General features: G+C 58.2%; 18 protein-coding genes and 1 pseudogene. 12 read left to right on the top strand and 7 right to left on the bottom strand.

Going from position 1 to position 22,700, the window contains the following annotated elements:
* Window positions 1-40: 40 nt before the first annotated feature.
* Both CK911_RS02310 and CK911_RS02305 read right to left on the bottom strand, forming a co-directional pair.
* The gene (locus CK911_RS02310; RefSeq protein WP_042020663.1) at window positions 41-661 is read right to left on the bottom strand and encodes an L-threonylcarbamoyladenylate synthase; all 621 of its coding nucleotides are present in this window, start codon (window positions 659-661) and stop codon (window positions 41-43) included.
* A 245-nt stretch (window positions 662-906) separates the two neighbouring features.
* Window positions 907-1,788 (bottom strand): PHP domain-containing protein, encoded by an 882-nt coding sequence (locus tag CK911_RS02305; RefSeq protein WP_098968842.1) that lies wholly within the window; start codon window positions 1,786-1,788, stop codon window positions 907-909.
* A gap of 438 nt (window positions 1,789-2,226) precedes the next feature.
* On the opposite strand from CK911_RS02305, the gene CK911_RS02300 reads away from it, so the two are divergent.
* The 9 genes from CK911_RS02300 to CK911_RS02260 all read left to right on the top strand — a co-directional run bounded on the left by CK911_RS02300 (window position 2,227) and on the right by CK911_RS02260 (window position 12,447).
* Entirely contained in the window at window positions 2,227-3,861 is a 1,635-nt protein-coding gene (locus CK911_RS02300) for an anthranilate synthase component 1 (protein WP_098968841.1), read from the top strand.
* The gene (locus CK911_RS02295; RefSeq protein ID WP_098968840.1) at window positions 3,854-4,453 is read left to right on the top strand and encodes an aminodeoxychorismate/anthranilate synthase component II; all 600 of its coding nucleotides are present in this window, start codon (window positions 3,854-3,856) and stop codon (window positions 4,451-4,453) included. Before CK911_RS02300 ends, CK911_RS02295 begins: the two co-directional genes overlap by 8 nt.
* Before the next feature lie 15 nt (window positions 4,454-4,468).
* Window positions 4,469-5,497 (top strand): anthranilate phosphoribosyltransferase, encoded by a 1,029-nt coding sequence (gene trpD / locus CK911_RS02290; protein WP_098968839.1) that lies wholly within the window; start codon window positions 4,469-4,471, stop codon window positions 5,495-5,497.
* Window positions 5,497-7,005 carry a bifunctional indole-3-glycerol-phosphate synthase TrpC/phosphoribosylanthranilate isomerase TrpF gene (gene trpCF / locus CK911_RS02285; protein ID WP_172953940.1) on the top strand — a complete coding sequence of 503 codons (1,509 nt, stop codon included), beginning with the start codon at window positions 5,497-5,499 and terminating at the stop codon, window positions 7,003-7,005. The genes trpD and trpCF overlap by 1 nt, the downstream gene beginning before the upstream one ends.
* 85 nt (window positions 7,006-7,090) lie before the next feature.
* Window positions 7,091-8,284, top strand: a complete 1,194-nt coding sequence (gene trpB / locus CK911_RS02280; RefSeq protein WP_068977078.1) for a tryptophan synthase subunit beta — start codon at window positions 7,091-7,093, stop codon at window positions 8,282-8,284.
* Complete coding sequence (trpA, locus tag CK911_RS02275) at window positions 8,281-9,087, top strand: tryptophan synthase subunit alpha (protein ID WP_098968838.1); 807 nt, start codon at window positions 8,281-8,283, stop codon at window positions 9,085-9,087. Before trpB ends, trpA begins: the two co-directional genes overlap by 4 nt.
* A 1,083-nt stretch (window positions 9,088-10,170) precedes the next feature.
* A complete protein-coding gene (locus CK911_RS02270) occupies window positions 10,171-11,109 on the top strand; it encodes a restriction endonuclease (RefSeq protein WP_098968837.1) in 939 nt (312 codons plus the stop codon).
* Window positions 11,110-11,243: 134 nt separating this feature from the next.
* Entirely contained in the window at window positions 11,244-11,987 is a 744-nt protein-coding gene (locus tag CK911_RS02265) for a hypothetical protein (protein WP_098968836.1), read from the top strand.
* Window positions 11,988-12,120: 133 nt separating this feature from the next.
* Entirely contained in the window at window positions 12,121-12,447 is a 327-nt protein-coding gene (locus tag CK911_RS02260) for a hypothetical protein (RefSeq protein WP_098968835.1), read from the top strand.
* Here CK911_RS02260 and CK911_RS02255 read toward each other — a convergent pair.
* The 3 genes and pseudogenes from CK911_RS02255 to CK911_RS02245 form a co-directional block, all read right to left on the bottom strand.
* Window positions 12,434-12,876, bottom strand: a pseudogene (locus CK911_RS02255) (metal-dependent hydrolase). The gene CK911_RS02260 and the pseudogene CK911_RS02255 sit on opposite strands and share 14 nt — an antisense overlap.
* A 186-nt stretch (window positions 12,877-13,062) precedes the next feature.
* Window positions 13,063-14,274, bottom strand: coding sequence for a NupC/NupG family nucleoside CNT transporter (locus CK911_RS02250; protein WP_042020650.1), 1,212 nt, complete (start codon window positions 14,272-14,274; stop codon window positions 13,063-13,065).
* A gap of 467 nt (window positions 14,275-14,741) precedes the next feature.
* Complete coding sequence (locus CK911_RS02245) at window positions 14,742-15,482, bottom strand: phosphatase (RefSeq protein WP_042020648.1); 741 nt, start codon at window positions 15,480-15,482, stop codon at window positions 14,742-14,744.
* A 466-nt stretch (window positions 15,483-15,948) separates the two neighbouring features.
* On the opposite strand from CK911_RS02245, the gene CK911_RS02240 reads away from it, so the two are divergent.
* The 3 genes from CK911_RS02240 to ruvC all read left to right on the top strand — a co-directional run bounded on the left by CK911_RS02240 (window position 15,949) and on the right by ruvC (window position 19,653).
* On the top strand, window positions 15,949-16,602 hold the full coding sequence (locus tag CK911_RS02240) for a TetR/AcrR family transcriptional regulator (RefSeq protein ID WP_042020647.1): 654 nt from the start codon (window positions 15,949-15,951) through the stop codon (window positions 16,600-16,602).
* A 48-nt stretch (window positions 16,603-16,650) separates the two neighbouring features.
* Complete coding sequence (locus tag CK911_RS02235; RefSeq protein ID WP_098968834.1) at window positions 16,651-18,975, top strand: acyl-CoA dehydrogenase; 2,325 nt, start codon at window positions 16,651-16,653, stop codon at window positions 18,973-18,975.
* A gap of 156 nt (window positions 18,976-19,131) precedes the next feature.
* On the top strand, window positions 19,132-19,653 hold the full coding sequence (gene ruvC, locus CK911_RS02230) for a crossover junction endodeoxyribonuclease RuvC (protein ID WP_098968833.1): 522 nt from the start codon (window positions 19,132-19,134) through the stop codon (window positions 19,651-19,653).
* Window positions 19,654-19,796: 143 nt separating this feature from the next.
* On the opposite strand, the gene CK911_RS02225 is transcribed toward ruvC, so the two are convergent.
* Together CK911_RS02225 and malX are read right to left on the bottom strand one after the other, a co-directional pair.
* Window positions 19,797-20,987, bottom strand: coding sequence for a MalY/PatB family protein (locus CK911_RS02225; protein ID WP_098968832.1), 1,191 nt, complete (start codon window positions 20,985-20,987; stop codon window positions 19,797-19,799).
* A gap of 88 nt (window positions 20,988-21,075) precedes the next feature.
* Window positions 21,076-22,647: a maltose/glucose-specific PTS transporter subunit IIBC gene (gene malX, locus CK911_RS02220; protein ID WP_098968831.1), complete on the bottom strand. Its 1,572-nt coding sequence runs from the start codon at window positions 22,645-22,647 to the stop codon at window positions 21,076-21,078.
* Window positions 22,648-22,700: the final 53 nt, after the last annotated feature.

The following is a 22,700-nucleotide window of genomic DNA, read 5'->3' as shown; positions in this document are numbered from 1 at the left end:
CGCCTGGGGCGTGGCCGTCACGGAGACAGGATCGGCAGACTCACTCAAACGGGGTCGGATCTCCGGCACCGCGACGACGCAGCACCGGCTCGTCGTCAGAGAAATCCACCACTGTGGTGGGCTGCTCGCCCAGATAACCGCCGTTGACCACCAGATCGATCTGCTTGCCCAGCTTGTCGAAGATCTCTTCCGGATCGAACTCGGCCATCTCGGAGTCCGGCAGGATCAGGGTAGTGGAGAGCAGCGGCTCGCCGAGCGCCTCCAGCAATGCTTGGGCAATCAGGTTATCCGGCACCCGAATACCAATGGTCTTCTTCTTCTCGTTCATCAGGCGACGTGGCACCTCTTTGGTCGCCTTGAAGATGAAGGTGTAGGCGCCCGGGGTGTTGTTCTTGATCAGGCGAAACGCGCCGTTGTCCACTTTGGCGTAGGTGGCGATCTCGGAGAGATCACGGCACACCAGGGTGAAGTCGTGGTTGGCATCGAGGCGACGGATGCGGCAGATGCGCTCCAGCGCCCCCTTATCGCCCATCTGACAACCCAGCGCATAGCCGGAATCGGTCGGATAGACGATGACGCCACCGTTCTGGATGATCTGTACCGCCTGACTGATCAGACGGGCCTGGGGATTTTCCGGATGTACGTAAAAATGCTGACTCATAGCTTGTTCTCGCAATGGGGGCAGCAATACCTGCCCGCTCGTATGGCCACGGGTTCCAGACCCATGACACTACCTTAACCTGTTTGTGGCCACTTCACCTGCTTGCGGCCACTTCGCTAGCGTCGTTAGCGGCTCGCCAGCAGCTCTGCGTGTTGCTCGGTGGTAAGCCCAAAGTGGCCGGGATAGGCCAGCCACACTATGGCCATTCCCTCTTGCCCGGTTTGTTCCCTATTTCGCTGACGCCGTTAGCGGCTCGCCAGCAGCTCTGTGTGTTGCTCGGTGGTGAGCCCAAAGTGATCGGGATAGGCCAACCAGACCGGCATGCCCTCTTTGGGCAACCAGAGGTGGCGGCCCAGCTCGGTCCAGTTGGAAGGGAAGTGAAAATCCGATCCCACCGAAATACACAGGTCGTGATCCTTGGCCCACTGACCGAGGTTGGCCCGCTCCTGCGGGCTCTGCTGGGGCAATGACACCTCCATGGCATCACCACCGGCCGCCTTGAAAGCCACCAGCAAACGCTTAATCCACTTGGCGGTGAGACCATAGCGGCTGGGGTGAGCCAGAACCGCCAGCCCGCCAGCGGCGTGAATGGCGCTGATCGCCTCGCTCATCTCTGGCCATTCGGCCGGAACATAGCCTTTATTGCCCCGGCTCAGGTACTTCTTGAATACCTTCTGCATGTTGTCGGCCACCCCGCGCGCCACCAGCACCCGGGCAAAGTGAGCCCGGGTCACGGCGGCCTCACCGGCCAGCGCCTTGGCCTCTTCATAGGTGCCGGGGATCAGGCACTTCTCCAGACGACGCCCAATTTCCAGTGCCCGCGCCTCGCGACGGGCCCGTTGGCCAGCTAAAAATGCCACCAGCAGCGGATTTTTTTCATCCACCCCCAGCGCCACGATATGAATTTCGTGGTGCTCCCAGCCGGTGGAGATCTCGACCCCGCTCACCAGTCGCAGCGGCAGTTGCTCAGCTTCGATGGTGTGGCGCACTTCATCAAGGCCATCAAGGGTGTCGTGGTCAGTGACTGCTAACACCTCGACCTGTTTTTCAGCGGCGCGGCGCACCAGGTCGGCTGGGCTCAGCACCCCGTCGGAGGCAGTAGTATGGCAGTGCAGATCGAATCTCATCAGGTAATTCCGCTCTCGTGGTCAGGTCACCATTCATGGCAAATCGGTGAAAGAAGGCTAAAAAGCGACTTGACTTGGCCGCGGCTTTATCGTTTTCTGTAGGCACTTCATTGCAAACATCTTTTTACAGGATTTTATCATGCAAACGACAATCACCCTGAAAGCAAGCTGGTGGTGGCACACTCCCTGACATGCGGGCGTGTGGTCGTTGCTGTATCTGTAATCTGACAGCAAATTAAGAACCCAAATAAAAAGCCCGCTGACCCCAGCGGGCTTTTTTATTATCCGGCAAATGGACCTGTGATGAAACCGAGAATTCAGACAAGAACACTGACCTGGCGATGGCGCCCCTGATGAAACCGCCTAAACCAATTTAATTTTCAAGGAATTCAATGTCATGAACATCGGTAAAACGCATCACACGCAAGGGAACGCACTATGACAGCCACACATCGCCTTCCTCTGGGTGAATTCGATACCCTCAAGCTCAACGCCCCTTATGTAGCTGACCCGCTGGCGCTCTACACCCGACTCTGCCAAGGGCGCCCCAACAACCTGCTGCTGGAATCAGTCGAGATAGACTCCAAGGCGGGCAAGCAGAGCCTGCTGCTGGTAGATGCCTGCCTGCGCATCGAGTGCCGTGGTCGCACCGTGCGGGTGCGCACCCTCAACGACAACGGCGACCAGCTGCAGAGCCTGCTGGCCGAGCGGCTGCCTGCGGTGGTTGCCCGCTCGCTGGTAGATGGCGAATTGCAGCTCGACTTCCCGGCCTCCGATCGGGAGCAGGATGAAGATTCTCGCCTCAAGGGGAGCAGCGTGCTGGACGTGCTGCGCACCCTGCAACAGGAGCTGCAGTGCCAGCTAGGTAAAGAGGCTCTGTTTATGGCGGGCAGCTTCGCCTACGACCTGATCGCTTCCTTCGAGGATCTGCCAGAGGTGCCGGAGGGGAGTAACAACTGCCCCGACTACTGCTTCTATGTGGCCGAGACCCTGATCACCATCGACCATATCGAGCGCTCTACCCAACTGCTGGCCTGCATCTTCGGCGGCGATAGCGACCAGAGCCAGGTAGACGACAGATACACCCGCTTGAGCGAACGGCTCACCGACTTCAAACAACTTTGCCAGCAACCCCTCTGCGCCGAGCTGGCCACTGCGGCCCTCACCGGCGGCATGAGTGTGGACAAGAGCGACAAGCAGTTCTGCGCCGAGGTGGAGAAGCTCAAGGGCTTTATCCGCCGTGGCGACATCTTTCAGGTGGTGCCGTCCCGCTGCTTCTCCCTGCCCTGCCCAAGCCCGCTGGCCGCCTATCGCCGCCTCAAGCAGACCAACCCCAGCCCCTACATGTTCTACGTGCAGGATGAAAACTTCACCCTGTTTGGCGCCTCGCCGGAAAGCGCGGTGAAATTCTGCGCCGCCAGCCGCGAGGTGGAGATGTACCCCATCGCCGGTACCCGCCGCCGTGGCTTGAACCCGGACGGCAGCATCAACCGGGATCTCGACGGTCGTATCGAGCTGGAGCTGCGTCAGGACGAAAAAGAGGTGGCCGAACACTTGATGCTGGTGGATCTGGGCCGTAACGACATCGCCCGTATCTCTGAACCCGGTACCCGCTACGTCAAGGAGCTGCTCAAGGTGGATCGCTACAGCCACGTGATGCATCTGGTCTCCAAGGTGGTCGGCACCTTGCGCTCGGACCTTGACGCCCTGCACGCCTATCAGGCCTGCATGAACATGGGCACCCTCACCGGCGCCCCCAAGATCCGCGCCAGTGAGCTTATTCGCATGGTGGAAGGCAAACGCCGTGGCAGCTACGGCGGCGCCGTCGGCTATATCAACGGCGCAGGCGAGATGGATACCTGCATCGTGATCCGCTCGGCGTTTGTCAAAGATGGCGTGGCCCATGTGCAGGCCGGTGCCGGGGTGGTCTATGACTCCAAACCCCAGGCCGAAGCGGATGAAACCCGCGCCAAGGCAGCAGCCGTATTGGCCGCCATCGCCGCCAGCCATGGCACCTCACTGCAAGCCCTGAGCGCCCAGCAGGAGCAACATAAGGACGTGAGCCATGACTAACATTTTCCTGCTCGATAACTTCGACTCCTTTACTTACAACCTGGTGGATCAGTTCCGCTCCCTCGGTTATCCGGTGCGGATCTACCGCAACAGCCTGCCGGCCAGCCGCATCATGAGCGAAATCGCTGCCTGCGAAGGGGATGCGGTGCTGGTGCTCTCGCCGGGGCCGGGCGCCCCCCATGAAGCTGGTTGCCTGATTGACCTTATCAAGCTGGCCCGTGGTCAGGTGCCGATCCTCGGTATCTGCCTCGGCCATCAGGCCCTGTGCGAAGCCTACGACGGCACCGTCGGTGCGGCGGGCGAAATCGTCCACGGCAAGCGCTCCCTGATTGAGCACAACGGCCACGGCGCCTTCGCCGGTCTGCCGAGCCCGCTGCCGGTGGCCCGCTACCACTCGCTGGTCGCCACCTATGTGCCGGAAGAGCTGACGGTGATTGCCCACTATCAGGGCATGCCCATGGCCATCGAGCAGCAGGATGAGCGGGTGCTGGGTTTCCAGTTCCACCCGGAATCCATCATGACCTCGGAAGGGGCCCGCCTGCTGACTCAGGCGCTCGCCCATATCACCCGCCCAGAAAGCAGCGTGCGTTAAGGTAAGGAGACCAACATGCATCAACATCTCAACACCCTTTATCAGGGTCAGTCTCTGAGCCGTGAAAGTACCCGCGACGCCTTCGGGCAAGTGGTACGTGGCGAAGTGGATCCCATAGTGCTGGCAAGCCTTTTGACCGCCCTCAAGATCAAGGGAGAGACCCCGGAGGAGATCGCCGGCGCCGCCGAGGCCCTGCTGGCGGAAGCGCGCGACTTCCCGCGTCCAGACTACGAGTTCTGCGACATCGTCGGCACCGGTGGCGATGGCCTCAACACCATCAACGTCTCCACCACCTCGGCGCTGGTCGCCGCCGCCTGCGGCCTAAAAGTGGCCAAGCACGGCAACCGCTCGGTCTCGAGCAAGTCGGGTTCGAGCGACCTGCTGGACAAGATGGGGATCAAGCTCGACATGAGCCCGACGCAGGCGCGCCATTGTCTGGACGAGCTTGGCATCTGCTTCCTGTTCGCCCCCCAGTATCACGCCGGGGTGCGCCACGCCATGCCGGTGCGTCAGGCCCTCAAGACCCGCACCCTGTTCAACGTGCTGGGGCCGCTCATCAACCCCGCCCGCCCCACCTATCAGCTGATGGGGGTCTATGCCCCCGAGCTGGTGCGCCCCATCGCAGAAACCCTGCTGGCACTGGGGCTGAAAACCGGTATGGTGGTTCACGGCGCCGGGCTCGATGAGATTGCCATCCACGGCCCGACCCAGGTGGCCCAGATCCGTGACGGCGAGATCCGCGAATTTATGATCACCCCGGCTGACTTTGGCCTCGAGACCTATCCGGTCAGCGCCATTCAAGGGGGCGAGCCCGAAGAGAACCGCGCCATCACCGCCGCCATTCTGGCAGGACAAGGCACTCCGGCCCACAACGCCGCCATCGCCGCCAACGTGGCGCCGCTGCTGCTGATGGCGGGCAAGGCGGCGGATCTCAAGAGCGCAGCGGCCGAGGTGCTGGCAGTGCTGGCGAGCGGCAAGGCAGCGGATCTGGCCGCCCGGTTGGCCACTTTGAGCCATCAGGAAGCGGGCCATCAGGAGGCATGATGTCAGCCACGACTCTGCACAGCAGTCATTCAGAACGCCCACAGGGCAAGAGCCAGTTTCGCAAGGATAACGAGATGTCAGACCTTATTGCCCCCCATGCTTTTCTGAACATGGGCTCCATCAGCCAGACCATCCTCGGCAAAATCGTGGCGGCCAAGCAGGCGTGGGTTGCCGCCCGCAAGCTGGCCCAGCCGCTGGAGAGCTTCCAGAGCGCGCTGACCCCCAGCGATCGGGATTTCGTCGGCGCCCTCAAGGCCGGTTCCACCCGCTTTATTCTGGAGTGCAAGAAGGCCTCCCCCTCCAAGGGGCTGATCCGCGATGATTTCAGCCCGGAGGCCATCGCCGACATCTATGGCAAATACGCCACCGCCATCTCGGTGCTGACCGACGAGAAATTCTTTCAGGGGGATTTCGCCTTTTTGCCGCGGGTACGCAGCCGCGTCAGCCAGCCGGTGCTCTGCAAGGATTTCATGATTGACCCCTATCAGGTCTATCTGGCCCGCCACTATCAGGCGGATGCCATCCTCTTGATGCTCTCGGTGCTCACCGACGAAGGCTATCGCGTCCTGTTTGCGGTGGCCAAAGAACTGGGCCTTGGCGTGCTCACCGAGGTGAGCAATGAAGAGGAGCTGACCCGCGCCATCGCGCTGGGCGCGCCGGTGATAGGCATCAACAACCGGGATCTGCGGGACTTGAGCGTGGATCTGAACCGCACCAAACAGCTGGCCAACATCTTGTCACAAAAAGCTCCGGGCGATCGGGTAGTGATCAGCGAATCCGGCATCAATCACCGCGCTCAGGTGGCGGATCTGCGCCCCTACGCCAAGGGCTTTCTGGTGGGCTCATCCCTGATGGCCGAGCCGGATCTGGAGGCGGCAGTGCGCAAGCTGGTGTTGGGTCAGAACAAGGTGTGCGGCCTGACCCGCGCCGACGATGCCGCCGCCGCCCATCAGGCTGGCGCCGTATTCGGCGGACTTATCTTTGTGGCGAAGAGCCCGCGCTATGTGGACATTCCCACCGCCCGTACCGTGATGGCAGGTGCGCCGCTCGCCTATGTCGGAGTGTTTCGCAACGCCCAGCCCGCCACCATAGTCCAGACGGTGGAGGCGCTGGGACTGGCCGCGGTGCAACTGCATGGGGATGAGGATGCCGCCTATATCGAGGAGCTGCGTCCGCAACTGCCGACTAGCTGCCAGATCTGGAAGGCAGTCGGCATCACAAGCGGCGAGCCGCTGCCCGCCCTCGACTATCCGGCGGATCGGCTGTTGCTGGATACAAAAGTGGGCAGCCAGAGCGGCGGCACCGGTCAGGCGTTCGACTGGGCCATGCTGGCCACGCTCGACAAGAGCAAACTGATGCTAGCGGGCGGCCTTAACCCCGACAACGCCCTGCAGGCGGCGCAAGTTGGCTGCCTCGGCCTTGATTTCAACTCCGGGGTGGAGAGTGCCCCGGGCCAGAAAGAACCACACAAGCTAGCTGCGGCCTTTAGCGCCCTGCGCGGCGTGTAACAGTGCCCTTCGCCTCTTTGAAAGCGCAGAGCGATAACACCGAATTTAATAATGTCTTTTTGATTCAAGGTATAAGGAAGAAACCATGACCCTGCTTAACCCGTTTTTTGGTGAATTTGGTGGCATGTACGTGCCCCAAATCCTCATCCCCGCCCTGCTTCAGCTGGAAAAAGCCTTTGTCGATGCCCAGGAAGACCCGGCCTTTATCGCCGAATTTCAGGAGCTGCTGACCGAGTATGCCGGTCGCCCGACCCCGCTCACCCTGACTCGCAATCTGACCAAGGGCACCAAGACCCGCCTCTACCTCAAGCGTGAAGACCTGCTGCACGGCGGCGCCCACAAGACCAACCAGGTGCTGGGTCAGGCGCTGCTCGCCAAGCGGATGGGCAAAACCGAGATCATCGCCGAGACCGGCGCCGGTCAACATGGCGTCGCCACCGCACTGGCCTGCGCCCTGCTCGGCCTCAAGTGCCGGGTCTACATGGGGGCCAAGGATTGTGAGCGCCAGAAGCCCAACGTATTTCGCATGAAGTTGATGGGCGCTACCGTGATCCCGGTGCACTCCGGCTCCAGCACCCTGAAAGATGCCTGCAACGAGGCGCTGCGCGACTGGGCTGCCAACTACGACTCCGCCCACTACCTGCTGGGCACAGCCGCCGGTCCGCACCCCTTCCCCACTATCGTGCGGGAGTTCCAGAAGATGATCGGTGAAGAGGCCAAGGCCCAGTGCTTCAAGAAAGAGGAGCGCCTGCCCGATGCGGTGATCGCCTGCGTCGGCGGCGGTTCTAACGCCATCGGCATGTTTGCCGACTTTATCGACAACAAAGAGGTGCGTCTGATCGGGGTCGAGCCGGGTGGTCACGGCATCGAGAGTGGCGAGCACGGTGCGCCGCTGGGTCACGGCAGCAAGGGGGTCTTCTTTGGCATGCACTCCTACCTGATGCAGGACAAGCAGGGCCAGATTCAGGAGTCCTACTCCGTCTCGGCGGGGCTCGACTTCCCCTCCGTCGGCCCGCAGCACGCCCATCTGGCCTCCATCGGCCGCGCCGAGTATGTCTCCATCACCGACAAGGAGGCGCTGGACGCCTTCCAGGAGCTGGCCAAATCCGAAGGGATCATCCCGGCGCTGGAGTCCTCCCACGCCCTGGCTCACGCCCTCAAAATGGCCCGCAGTGAACCGGAAAAAGAGCAGGTGCTCATCGTCAACCTCTCCGGCCGTGGCGACAAAGATATTTTCACCGTGGCAGACATTTTTGAAAAAGAAGGAACCTTGTCATGAACCGTTACGCACAACTTTTCTCCCGTCTGGATGCGGTCAATCAGGGCGCCTTTGTGCCGTTCGTGATGCTGGGTGACCCCACCCCCGAATTGTCACTGGCCATCGTCGATGCGCTGGTCGAAGGGGGCGCCGATGCCCTCGAACTCGGCATTCCCTTCTCCGATCCGGTGGCGGATGGCCCCACCATTCAGGGCGCCGCCCTGCGCGCCTTCGAGAGCCACACCACCCCGGACGACTGCTTCGAACTGCTCGGCCGCATCCGCGCCAAGTACCCGCAGCTGCCCATTGGCCTCTTGGTCTACGCCAACCTGGTCTATGTGCGCCACATCGATGGCTTCTATGAGAAGTGCCAGCAGGCGGGGGTGGATTCGGTGCTGGTCGCCGATGTGCCGGTGCAGATGTGCGCCCCCTACAAGGCGGCGGCCGACAAGTTCGGCATCGACAGCATCTTTATCGCCCCGCCCAATGGCGATGCAGAGACCCTGAAACAGGTGGCGGAGCTCGGCAGTGGTTACACCTACCTAGTGAGCCGCGCCGGTGTGACCGGCGCCGAGACCAAGGCTGGCATGCCGGTGGATGGCCTGATCAATACCCTGCGCGAGTTCAATGCGCCCCCCGCCCTGCTCGGCTTTGGCATCAGCGAACCGGCTCAGGTACGGGAAGCGATCGCCGCTGGCGCTGCCGGTGCCATCTCCGGCTCCGCCGTGGTGAAGATCATCGAGACCCACCACCAGAACCCGGAACATATGCTCACTCGTCTTAAAGAGTTTGTGGAAGGGATGAAGGCGGCGACCCTGCGCTAAGCGTTCAGTCAAACGCCCACCCCCATGACAAGCAAGGGAGCCCAAGCGGGCTCCCTTTTGTTATCCACCATCCCTGGTTGGTGCCACCCTTGTAGGTCTGATTAGCGAAGCGTAATCAGACGTTCGCGGAATTGATGCTGATGCTATGGCGCGGCTTCGCCACGCAGGACACGAGGGCGCCGCCCTCGACGGGGTTTCGCCCGCCCTTCGGGCCTGGGCGAGTGACTTTGGAAAGACCCAAAGTCACCAAAGGTCTTCTCCCCCGCTTATTCGCCCGACTGACGTCGGGTACCTTCGGCTCATCCTCTTGTCCAACGGCACGCGCCGATGGGCCGTCCATGGCCCAGCGCCGCTCGCTCGGCGTCCTGCCTCGCGGCCTGGACAAGAGGACTCGCCTCAGCGAACAAGAGGGGGATCAAAACCGTGCCCGTCTGAGGCTACCGTGCAACAGTGAACAAGCACCCTCTCCCCTTGGGAGAGGGTTGGGGTGAGGGTAACTTTGCATTCCCTGCAAAATCAGTTGCTCACTCAGCGCACGTTTGAATGACTAATTTATTGATCCAACACAGATTCCCGCCAAAACACGCTTCTCAACACGCCACCAGCCCCTTAAGATACCCGAATGACAATCAACCTCTCGGAAGAACGCCATGACAGCGATTGTTGCTATCTCGCAGGTTAACAGCAGCGAACTGGGAGCTGTCACTCAGGGGCGGTAGCGTGGTTTTTTTATTACGCCAACCGGATCGGGATAAACAAGGATGTGGCAGATCCGCAAAACGGAATTACCGATATATTTCGCGGTAAACGTTGGGCTTCACTTCGTTCAGCACTGACCTACGATATTTAGCCAAATATACAATATATGGAGATGGTAGAACGAAAGAGAAAAGCGAACGAATACATTCAGGAATCAGAGTCAGAGTCAGAGTCAGAGTCAGAGTCAGACTGATATTATTCAATTTTATTTTTTCGTGGCAACTATCAGGACAGAACGGAATTATATGGAAAGCTCTGCTATCGGATTAGTACCGCCTTCTATCTAATCACTGTTAGAAGCCAAGCGGTCATTGGAGTCAACCTTTGAAAGCACTATTAAATTGGGCAATTAAAAACGCATGGAATTTGTTTGGCGCCATAGGGGTTGCAGGGACATTTTATTTTTCCTTGATGTATGTACCTGACTACGTAACTGAGATTACAAAGGGGAAAGTTAATGTCATTCATGAAAGTCTAATAGATGACATTCAAGAAATAGCTTTCAATGAAAGAACATTATCACTAAAATATGTTGACACACTAATTCATGGCAGGGAGTTAAGCCAAGGGACTGCTTACCCCTACACGTCAGATGAATTGCTTATGCAGGTACAAGAGCGCTTTATGGGGAATAAATTTATCCCCCTAGAAAAAAGAGAAGAAATATTTAAGGCTGTAGATGCAGTAAGGTCACAATATAAGCCTACACAAATTAGAGCAAAGTCAGAGAGCTATTGGCCGCAAATTATTCCATGGCTATTTTCAGCATTTGGAGTCTTCATCGCTGCAATCGGTGCAACTAGCCTAGCTAAGAAACTTAAAATAGATCAAGAAACAGAAATTGACATAATGGCAGGAGATATAACCATCAATGAGCGCGCCGGCTCAATGACAATGGCTGCATTCGAGTTTGAGCGAATGGTTGGCGAGGTTCTCTCCGAGATTGGAATACTGAAATCAGATGAAACCCAGAACATTGATGCTGGCTATGACTTTTTAGCAGTGAGTAAAGATGTAGAGTTTATTGTCGAAGCTAAAAGATATAGAAAGTTGCTTGGCCTAAGCACCGCACGCGATTTTTTAAATAAACTTTCCACATTCGGAAAAGGGGGCGTTCTAGTTGTATCTTCTGGCGCCACACAAAGAACTAAAGAATTATTTTCCGAACACAACAAATTAACCGATAACCAAAAAGCATTCTTAGTCTTCGGAGATTCAAAAGAATCAATTAAAAAGCAGCTCGTTAATATTTTCGAGGTGTAGGTATTCTAACATTTCGCTCAAATAGTTAGCTTCGCTCACAGGAACTGGTTAAAGCCTGCCCTTAGCTTAATTGTTATGTGCCGGAGTCTCTCAACAAGTAGGTTCATCAAGTTGAATAGATATGAAGAAAGAATATGAAAACTGATACAAAAGAAATACAAGTATCAAAAGCTGACACTCAGCAATTTAAGATTCAAATTATTATTACGCTCTTTGCGTCAATTATTACGCCAATTTTGACTATCTTGGGGGTTAGTTATCAATTGGCTCAAGAACAGAAAAATTGGCATTTGCAGCGTGAAGTTGTGATGTATGAAAAACTTCAAGATCAGAAGTTGGAAAGCTTCAAGGAAATTAATAGACTATTAGCGAAATATAAACAAGCTTATCAAAATTACATGTTTGCAAAATATTTCAGCTCCATTGCCCCTGGCATATACAGTAAAAATTTGGAGCTCGCAAAACTGATTCCAGAACGCAAACATGAGTTGGAATTAGATGCTGTAGAATTTAGTAAAGGAGAACTTTGGAAATATTCAATTAAAAGTACCTCTGATGCTATTGAGGCGTACCGTTTAGCGTATGATGAGCTTACTACACATATTCAGTACTCTATCTTTTTCTTTAGCCCTGAATCCAGAGGGCATATGAAAAAATTCTCTGAATATATTTCAACTTCGTTTGTTCAAACTTGGCCGAGATTAAATTATGACCTGTTACTCGAAAAAGTTACAGAAGGCGCTCATCCATCGGAAGCTCTTGATAGCTTAACCAAACATGATCTCGACCAATTCTCACCGACCGAGTTCAATAAGCTGCAAGAAATGATGATTATGCAAATGGTGCATGACATCTACCATGCAAAAAATTTTGATTGATTTAAATGACCAAAATTTCGGACACCCACCTTTCTGAGCCAGACATGGCATAGCCAACATTCAAAATGATGGATGTCCCAGCTCTGCTGCATCTCTGTCCCAGAAATTAACGTTGGAAGACTTGAGAAATTGCATGACAGAAATCAGCCGAAAAACAAAGCAACTGGCAACCCTCTGCTTTTCTCTGTTTCTGATCAGACTCGGATTTCGCGCCTTTGGCTATGACCTGCTTTATCACAATCCAAATGACCCCTCTGGCACATCAGATTTGATTGAAGGGGTGTTAGCCATCATTTATCTGGCCAGTCTGGGTCTTTGCATACTGCATGCCCTGTGGATATTACTCCGGCACTGGGATCAAGGTGCCTTGGGAGCGTCAGCCCTGCTAGCTCTCTGTGCCACCCAGTGGCATAGCTATGACTATCTTCATCACTTGGCCGCCAGTCTCAGCATCTCCTAGGACCCCTGCACCACACCCGCCATCCCATCAATACCAGCATCAATACAACCCCCGGCAGCCAGACCCAGTAGAGCTCGGAGAGGATCACCGCTTCACTCCCTTGCCGCCGGTGGTGAGCGAATCGAGCAGGCTGTGAGAGAGCAAAGAGACCAGCAGAAACGACCAGACGGTGGCGGCACTGGCCCTTAACTGGCGGTGAAACAGCATGGCCAGAGTAGGCAGGGCAAAGGCGAACAGCAGTGAGTGGGTAAAGCCGCGGTGGCCAAAGACATGGCCGTAGGCGACCCCCAGTTTGAAGGCGAGCACATCGGCATCGGGCAGCATGGCGATGGCAACCCCCGCCAGCAGCAGGCGCGGCGGAATAATCCGGCTGCCAAGCCCCAGTCCAAGGCAGAGAGGAATGGCGGCGTGGGTGACTATGGTGGGCATAGGGTGAAGCTCCAACTGAAAACGTGAGCCTACCCTATACCCGCTCGGTGAAGTGAACGTGAAGTGCTCTGCCGAATCGATAGCGCCCTCTTGTCACTCTCAACCAGCCATAAAAAGACCCCTCTGCCCAACGGCAAGAGGGGGTCTTTTGTTTGAGCCGCTGACTAACCGGCTATCGGGTCACCATCAGGCCAGTGAGACAAAAATCCCGGCCAGGGTGGCGCTCATCAGGTTGGCCAGGGTGGCGGCCAGCACCGCCTTTAACCCCATATTGGCCACATCGTGGCGGCGCTCCGGTGCCATGGTGCCGATAGAACCAATTTGCACCGCAATAGAGCCCAAATTGGTGAAACCACAGAGCGCGAAGGTGATGATGATCTGGGTATGGGCACTCAAGCCATCCTTGATCTGGACAAAGTCCAGATAGGCGACGAACTCGTTCATGATCACCTTCTGACCAATCAGCGAACCTGCCGCCATCATCTCGCTGGCGGGCACCCCAATCAGCCAGGCCACCGGGGCAAACAGATAACCCAGCAGCTGCTGCAAGGAGAGATCGGCCCAGCCGAACCAATCACCCACGGTGGTGAGACCGGCGTTGATCATGGTGATCACGCTGACAAAAGCCAGCAGGATGGTACCGATGGCCACGGCGATCTTCATGCCGTTCATTGCACCACCCGCCAGCGCATCGATGGCGTTGCTGTAATCGCTCTTGTCCAACGGGATCTCCTCTTGATCGCACACTTGCTGCTGCTCGGGCACCAGCAGTTTTGCCATCAAGAGACCACCCGGCGCCGCCATAAAGGAGGCAGCAATCAGGTATTTGAGATCTACGCCCAGCGCGGCGTAACCGCCCAGCACCGAGCCAGCCACCGAGGCCATGCCGCAGGTCATCACCGCAAACAGTTCGGAGCGAGTCATGCTGGCGAGAAAGGGGCGAATAAGCAGTGGTGACTCCCCCTGCGAGAGGACGATATTGCCGGTGGCCACCAGGGATTCAGCACGGCTGGTGCCGAGCAGGCGGTGAATACCGCCCCCCAACACCCGGATCACCCACTGCATGATGCCGAAGTGGTAGAGCACGGCGATCAGGGAGCTGATAAAGATCACCAGCGGCAGCACCCGCACCGCGAAGATAAAGCCGTTGCTGGCCAGATCGCCAAACACGAAGCTTATCCCGCTATCGGCAAAGCCGAGCAGGGCGGATACGCCATTGCTCATGGCACCAAGAATGGCTTGTCCGGGGGGGAAATAAAGTACCAGTGCGGCAAAGCCGGTCTGCAGGGCGAGCGCACCCAATACCGTGCGCCAGCGGATAGCGCGGCGGTTTTCACTGGCCAGCCAGGCAATAAACATCAGGGCCAGTATACCGACCAGACTCAATAACAGTGTCATCTTGCACCTATGAAGAGAGGAGTTTCATATGGCAAGTCTGCAGACAGGTATCGCGGAAGATCGGACGGGAGAGGTGCCGACCCACGCGACACGCAGACCACAAACCTACAGGTTAGTGGCGGGTCCCATCCTGGGGTCATTCACGTTCCGGGTGACAGCATGTATCGGGTGACGCCAGCGCCGTCGCAGGGGGAGATGCGACCGGGTGGCAGGTCGGGCGGCGATGGTACAGTGATCTCCATCACATAAAAAGCGGAAAACGCTGGGATAGCTGAAATTTTTAAAACCAAAAAAACCTGACTTACCGAGAGCGAGGCTTGCCTCAGCCCCTTCCTGCCAAGGGGCTGGGATGAACAAGGCATTCCTCATTGTCCTCCCAGCCATCTCATCCCAGCTATTTGCAGATGGCGCCAGCCACTACTGCACCAATCCTGTTTTATCTATTGGCTCAATGTGTTAGCGAATATCTACAGGTCTGCAAACTCGGGGATATGGGCACGGCCACGGCTTTCGAGAAATTCGAGCAGGGCGCGGGGGGAGCGCACCAGGATCCGATCCAGCGGAAAGCCCGCCTCGGTCACCAGACGGTGGCAGTGGTCAAAATCACCGAGGCTGAAGGCAACGTGGGAGTCGGAGCCAAAGGTGAGATAGGCCCCCAGATCCCGCGCGGCTTCGACGATGGCGCGGCAGTTACCTTCGCTACCCGGGCGCGAATGAATGAAGGAGGAGTTGTTGATCTCCAGCGCCACCCGATAGTCGGCCGCCGCCTTGACCACCGCCTGAATGTCGATGGGAAATGAGGGATTGCCCGGGTGGCTGATCATGTCGACCCGGCCACTCTTGATGGCGTTGATCATCGCCTGGGTGTGGGCGGCCTGATCGCAGGGAGGGAATACCTGCTCATGAAAGCCCGCCATGATCATGTCGAGGCGCGACTCGTACCGCTCGGGAAAGTCGATCTCCCCCTCCAGGTTTTTGATGTTGGCCTCGATACCCCGCAGGATCCCGACTCCATCCACCACTCTTGGCAGTATTGGCAAGTTGGCAAAGTGCCAGACATGAGGGGCATCCGCCATCTCGGGGCCGTGATCCGTGGTGGCAAACAGCTTGATGCCCTTGGCTTTGGCTATCGGCAGATAGTCGTGGATGGTGCTGTAGGCGTGGGTGCTGGCAATGGTGTGAGTGTGGGTATCGACCGGGTACTTCATCTTATCTCCCCTCAGATATTGAAGGGGCAGCATAACAAAGTGAGGGGGATTGAGCCACGCCAGTGCTTGCCACACTTTGTCACAAAATACCGCGAAGCTGACATAGTCTGAGGGGCCCTGGCTGGCATACTGCCCCCGTCGATACAGCCTGAACTCGCATCGATAGTTTGCCGTCAGGATGACGCGAACTCACTTTCCCCACCGTCGCGCCCTGCGGCGGTTTTTTTTGCCTGCAAACCGCAAACCGGTAACAAACGCGCAAAAAAAGGCCCAACTAGCATGGTGCAGGTTGGGCGAGACTTAATGTTTAATTGCAGTGGCATAGATATAGAGTCCGGCTTTTTGACTAAGTTCCGCCTACTTTGCTTTTTCATCGAAAAACATTCCGCTAACACTCATTCACATTCTCTTGACACTTCACGTTATGAAACGTACTTTTTAAACATTCGTTTAAGTGAGGTGTCCAGTGAGTAAAATCGATACCAAAAACCGTATTCTCGATGCCGCTGAAGTGCTGTTTGCCGAGCGGGGATTCGCCGATACCTCTTTGCGTCTGATCACCAGTGAGGCCGACGTCAATCTGGCTTCCGTGAACTATCACTTCGGCTCCAAGAAGGAGCTGATCCAGGCGGTGCTCGACCGTTACCTGAGCCTGTTTATGCCCGATCTCGATGCCCGCCTGCGGGTGCTGATGGAGCAGGAACAGCTTACTCTGCTGCAACTGTTTGAAAGCTTTGTCGAGCCGCTGATGAAACTCTCGGCGGTGCGGGCCAACGGCCCGGCCATCTTCATGCAGCTGCTGGGACGCGGCTATATCGACAGCCAGGGCCACCTGCGCCGCTTTATCACCGCCCACTACGGCCCCATTCTGATGCGGATCACCCAAGCGATCTCCAAGGCCAATCCGGCCCTGTCGCCAGCGGATCTCTTCTGGCGCCTGCACTTCACCTTGGGCACCGTCGTGTTCACTATGGCCTCCGCCGATGCGCTACGCGACATCGCCCTGGCCGACTTTGGCCAACAGCTCGATGTGGAAGGGCTGGTGCGCAACGTTATTCCTTATCTGGCGTCCGGAGTCGGGGCGCCCGTGGAGTCGACCAGGCTCTCCCTGGCTGTGTAACAACCAACAACAAATCAACGGAAACAGTGAAATAGAAGGAACTTCGGTATGATCACATTGCTTGTCCTGCTGGTGCTGGCGATAGCCGTTGTACTCGGCGTGCCCTCCATCCGTAAAAAGGTGGTAACCCGTCCGGTGTTCGGCATCTTCAAAAAGATACTGCCGCCCTTGTCAGCTACCGAGCGGGAGGCCATGGAAGCCGGCTCCGTCTGGTGGGATGGCGAGTTGTTTCGCGGCAACCCCGACTGGAAAAAACTGCACGGTTACGGCAAGGCCGAACTGAGCGCCGAAGAGCAGGCCTTTATCGACAATCAGGTCGAAACCCTGCTCGCCATGGTAGATGACTTCAAGATCGTCAACGAAACTAAAGACCTGCCGGAGCCGGTGTGGGACTATCTGAAGAAGGAAGGCTTCTTCTCCCTGATCATTCCGAAATCCTACGGCGGCCGCGAATTCTCGGCGATTGCCAACTCCACCATCGTCACCCGTATTGCCACCAAGAGCCTGAGCGTGGCGGTCACCGTCATGGTGCCCAACTCCCTCGGCCCGGGCGAGCTGCTGATGCACTACGGCACCCAGGCCCAGAAAGATTTCTGGCTGCCGGGGCTGGCCAACGGCAAAGAGGTGCCCTGCTTCGCCCTGACCGGGCCGGAAGCGGGCTCTGATGCGGGCGCCATTCCCGACAAGGGGATCGTCTGCAAGGGGATGCACAAGGGTGAAGAGGTGCTGGGTATTCGCCTCAACTGGAACAAGCGCTACATCACCCTGGCGCCCCGCGCCACCGTGCTGGGGCTGGCGTTCAAACTCTATGACCCGGAAAAACTGCTGGGTGACAAGGAAGAGCTCGGCATCACCTGCGCGCTCATCCCCACCAGCCACCCGGGCGTGCGCGTTGGCGATCGCCACTACCCCATGGGTCTGGCGTTCCTGAACGGCCCGACCTTCGGCAAGGATGTGTTCATTCCGCTCGACTGGATCATCGGCGGTCCGGATTACGCCGGCCGTGGCTGGCGCATGCTGGTGGAGTGCCTCTCCGCTGGTCGCGGCATCTCGCTGCCTGCCTTGGGCACCGCCTGTGGTCACATGGCGAGCCGCACCGTGGGCGCCTACTCCTACGTGCGCAAGCAGTTCGGCATGTCCATCGGCAAGTTTGAAGGGGTGCAAGAGGCGCTGGCTCGCATTGGCGGCCTCACCTATCAGCTGGAAGGGGCCCGCCGCATGACCGCAGGTTCCCTGGACTTGGGTCAGGCACCGGCCATCGTCACCGCCATCTCCAAGTACCACATGACCGAAATGGCGCGCCAGATCATGGATGACTCCATGGACATCCACGCCGGTCGTGCCATCCAGCTCGGTCCGAAAAACTACACCGGCTACGCCTACATGGGCATTCCGGTCGCCATCACGGTGGAAGGGGCCAACATCCTGACCCGTAACCTGATGATCTTCGGACAAGGGGCCACCCGCTGCCACCCTTACGTGTTTGCCGAGCTGGAAGCAGCGGCCGACTCCGACGTGGAGCGCGGTCTCGAGAAGTTTGACGCCCTGCTGATGAAGCACATCGCCTTCGGCACCGGCAACTTCTTCGGTTCCCTGTTCCAGGGACTGACCCTGGGTCAGTTCAACAGCGCGCCGGTGGCTGGCGAAACCGCCCGCTACTACAAGCAGCTGTCCCGCATGAGTAAAGGGCTGGCCCTGTGCGCCGACGTCTCCATGCTGATGCTGGGTGGCGATCTCAAGCGCAAGGAGATGATCTCCGCCCGTCTGGGTGACGTGCTGAGCCACCTCTATCTGGCCTCCTCTACCCTCAAGCACTACGAGGATCAGGGCCGCATGGTCTCCGATCTGCCGTTCGTGCAGTACGCGGTGGAGCGCAACCTCTACCTGATTGGCAAGGCGTTCGAGGGCTTCTTCCAGAACTTCCCGAACAAGGTAGTGGGTGCCGTACTCAAGCGGGTGGTGTTCCCGTTCGGCGTCGGATACAAGATGCCGGCAGACGATCGTTGCCACGCCATCTGTCTGGCCATGATGAAGCCGGGTGAGTTCCGCGACCGTCTGACCGCCCTCTGTTATGTGGGCAAGGACGACGCGGATCCGGTCGGTCTGATGGAGCGCGCCTTCCAGGCCATGGTCTCGGTACAGCCTTACGAGAAGAAGCTGGTGCAGGCCCAGAAAGAGGGCAAACTGCCCCGCAAGATGGCCCTGCCGGAGCTGGTTGCCGCCGCGCTGGCCGCTTCCATCCTGAGCAAGGACGAAGCGGACAAACTGCTGGCCGCCGATGCCCTGCGCTACGAAGCAATCCAGGTAGACAACTTCGCCCCGGGCGAGCTGGAAGGATTCTCCCAGCCACACAAGGTCGATCACGCAGCCTGATCCTGACCGCACTCTGTTATGACGCAACGGCCTTTAGGGGCCGTTTTTGTCATATTAAAGCCCTCTTTTTACTGTTCGTACATACAGTGTGCAGCCAAACTGGCCGCAGTTTGCTATCTTGGCGACCATCACTCGCCTTTAGAGCAATCAACACCCATGAGCATTATTTTGGGCATAGATCCGGGATCGCGGATCACCGGATACGGGGTTATCCGGGTCGTGGGCGGCAAGGCCGAATACCTTGGCTCTGGCTGCATCCGCACCGATTGCGGCGAACTGCCAGCGCGCCTCAAGCAGGTCTATGACGGGGTCTGCGAGATCATCACCCAGTTCAAACCCACCGAGTTTGCCATCGAGCGAGTCTTTATGGCCCGCAACGCCGACTCGGCCCTGAAACTGGGGCAGGCCCGGGGTAGCGCCATCGTCGCCGCGGTCAACGCCTATCTGCCGGTGAGCGAATACTCCGCCACCCAGATCAAGCAGGCGGTGGTCGGCACCGGCGGCGCCGCCAAGGAGCAGGTGCAGCATATGGTGACCCATCTGCTGAAACTCTCCGCCACCCCGCAGGCGGATGCGGCAGATGCCCTCGGCGTCGCACTGTGCCACCTGCACACCCGCCAGAGCCTGATCAAGCTGGCCGGCCGCGCCAGCAGCTCGGTACGCGGCCGCTATCGCTGAGCCCTTGTGTCCCCCACGGCTCATCTCGGTATCGCTAAATAAAAACCCGCCCCGGATATCCGGGGCGGGTTTTTTGATATTCCCCCACAAAACAGGGCCATCATTGATGGCCCTGTTTTGTTTCTCATATTGAATGAATTTGCCTACACCACCTCTCCCAGCGCGCCGATCAGGGCGTCGAGCCCCTGATCAACCTTCGAGCGCGGACAGCCGACGTTGAGGCGGATATAACCTGTGCCTTCCGGGCCATAGGTGTCGCCGCGCATGATGGCGACCCGGTATTTCTCCACCAGCAAGGTTTGCAATTCATTCATCCGTTCGGTGGTGTCGATACCAAGGCCGCGCAGATCAATCCAGGCGAGATAGGTTCCCTCAGGCACCCGATAGTCGATGGCGGGGAAGGCGGCGTTGAGCCGCGCCGCCACATGGGTGAGGTTGCAGTGCAGGTAGGCTTTCAGGGCATCGAGCCAGGCAGCCCCATCCCGATAGGCGCTGATATGGGCCAGCACCCCGAGAATGGGGGGCGATGAGAGGCCGTGGGCCGCCTTGAGCCGTTGCAGATAGGCGGCCCGAGCATCACCGTTGGCGATAAAGGCGTAGGCGCCGCCAAGGGCGGGAATATTGAAGGATTTGGAGCCCGAGCTCACCAGCGCCCAGTGATCATCCGGCGCTACCTCGCTCCACGGCAGGTAGCGGGCAAAACTCACATCCATATGGATGTCGTCCGAGATCACCTTGACCCCATGACACTGGCAGATGGCGGCCATCCGGCCGAGTTCATCCCGCGTCCAGACCCGACCGGTGGGGTTGTGGGGGCTGCAGAGCAGCAAAATCCGGCAATCGGGGCGGGCCGCTTGCTGCTCGAAGCAGGCCCAGTCGATCTGGTAACTCCCCTCCTCTTTTTTAAGCGGGCATGGCAGCAGCACCCTGTCGTTGGCAGCCAGCATATTGCCGAAGGCGTCGTAGGCGGGGGTATGCACCAGCACCCCCTCACCCGGCGCCGACCAGAGGCTCACCAGCTGGGCAATCACATAGATGACCGAGGGGCCGTAGACCAGCGTCTCGGGTTCGAGGCTCGCCCCGTAACGGCTGGCAAACCAGTCGCTCACCGCCCCCTTGAAGTCGTCGTGATTCCAGCGGCTGTAGCCAAATACCCCGTGCTCAAGGCGGGCTGCCAGGGTCTGGCGAATGCAGGGGGCGGTCGCGAAATCCATGTCGGAGATGGTAAAGGGAAGCAGATCGGCATGGCCAAAACGGTCGGCCACATAGTCCCACTGGGTGCAGTAGGTGCCATGGCGGTCGACCACGTGGTCGAAATCATAAATATCGTGCATGAAGTTTCTCCCTCCATAAACAGGAGACATATTGGGAGAGGCAAATGTAAGAGGGCTTGCGCCCCCCGTTCGGATTTTATTGACCGGTTCAGGCCCCCATCAGGCTCTGCAGCTGGTTTTTCACCAGATGCACCTGCGGGCCGATCACCACCTGCAGGTTGTGCTCGTCGAGCTTGATCACCCCGATGGCGCCGTTCGCTTTCAATACCTTGTCATCGACCCGGCTCATGTCCTGCACCGACATCCGCAGGCGGGTGATGCAGTTATCGAGCGCAAGGATGTTATCGGCGCCGCCCAAGGCGTTAAGGATGATTTCACCGTTGTAACCGCTGTTGCCTGCCTTCTTGCCTGCTGGCTGGGCAGCCTCGCTGGTTTCGATTTCACGGCCCGGGGTTTTCAGGTTAAAGCGCACGATGGCGAAGCGGAACACGCTGTAGTAGATGGCAAACCAGATGGCGGCCGCGACCGGCACCAGATACCACTTGGTGGCGGTGCCTTGCAGCACGCCGAACACCAGAAAATCGATGAGGTTACCGTCGGTGTTACCGATGGTGACGCCGAGCAGCCCCATGGTCATAAAGCCGAGCCCGGTCAGGATGGCGTGAATGACGTAGAGCACCGGCGCCACGAACAGGAACAGGAACTCCAGCGGCTCTGTGATACCACCGATGACGCAGGCCACCACACCAGAGACCAGCAGCGCCTTGATCTTGCCGCGATTTTCCGGGCGAGCGCAGTGATACATGGCGAGCGCCGCACCCGGCAAACCGCCGAGGAAGGCAGGCATCTTGCCCTGCGAGAGGAAGGAGGTGGCAGAGACCGAGAAGCCAGTGGTATCGGCGCAGGCGAGCTCGGAGTAAAAAATATTGAGCGCGCCACTCACCTCGTTGCCGCACACCAGTTGAGTGCCACCCGCTTCGGTAAAGCGGATAAGTGCCACCAGAATGTGGTGCAGGCCAAGCGGCAGCAGCAGACGCTCGCCAGTACCGAACAGGAAGGGGCCGAAGGGACCAGCGTGGGAGATCAGCGCACCGATACCGTTGATGCCAGCGGCAAACCAGGGCCAGGCGAACGGCACTACCAGACCGACCACCCCCAACACCAGCACTGTGATGATGGGCACGAAGCGGGCACCGCCGAAGAAGGCGAGCGCATCGGGCATCCGGTAGGTGTAGAAACGGGCGTGCAGCTTGGCGACGATCACCCCGACGATGATGGCCCCCAGAATACCGGTGTCGATGGAGCTGATGCCGAGGATCGATTTCACCCCGTAGGCCTTCTCCGCTGCCGCGTCACCGATGACGTTGGCCACGGTCAGGTAGAAGTTGATGGAAAGGTTGAGCGCTGCATAGCCGACGAAACCGGCAAAGGCCGCGACCCCCTTCTCTTCCCTCGCCAACCCCAGCGGAATGGCCACCGCAAACATCACCGGCAGGTAGATAAAGGCCACCAGACCTACCTTGGTCATCCAGAGGAACAGCAGTTGCAGCACGGTATTGTCGAGGAAGGGCATGCTCTGCTTGACCGCATCGCTGGTGAGCGAGCTGCCGACACCGAGCAAAATACCCGAGAAGGCCAGCAGAGCGACCGGCAGCATAAAGGTCTTGCCGAGGCTCTGCAGGAACTCCCAGATGGTGGATTTGGCTTGAGGCTTGGCCATGAAACGGCTCCTTGTGAATAAACAGCAATGTCTGTGGCTGCCCTCCCTCAGCT

This window comes from Aeromonas sp. CU5, assembly GCF_002586745.1.
In the GTDB taxonomy this organism is placed as follows: Bacteria; Pseudomonadota; Gammaproteobacteria; order Enterobacterales; family Aeromonadaceae; genus Aeromonas; species Aeromonas sobria.
The sequence above is the reverse complement of the archived record's forward strand: the minus strand, read 5'-3'. Positions and strand labels throughout refer to the sequence as shown.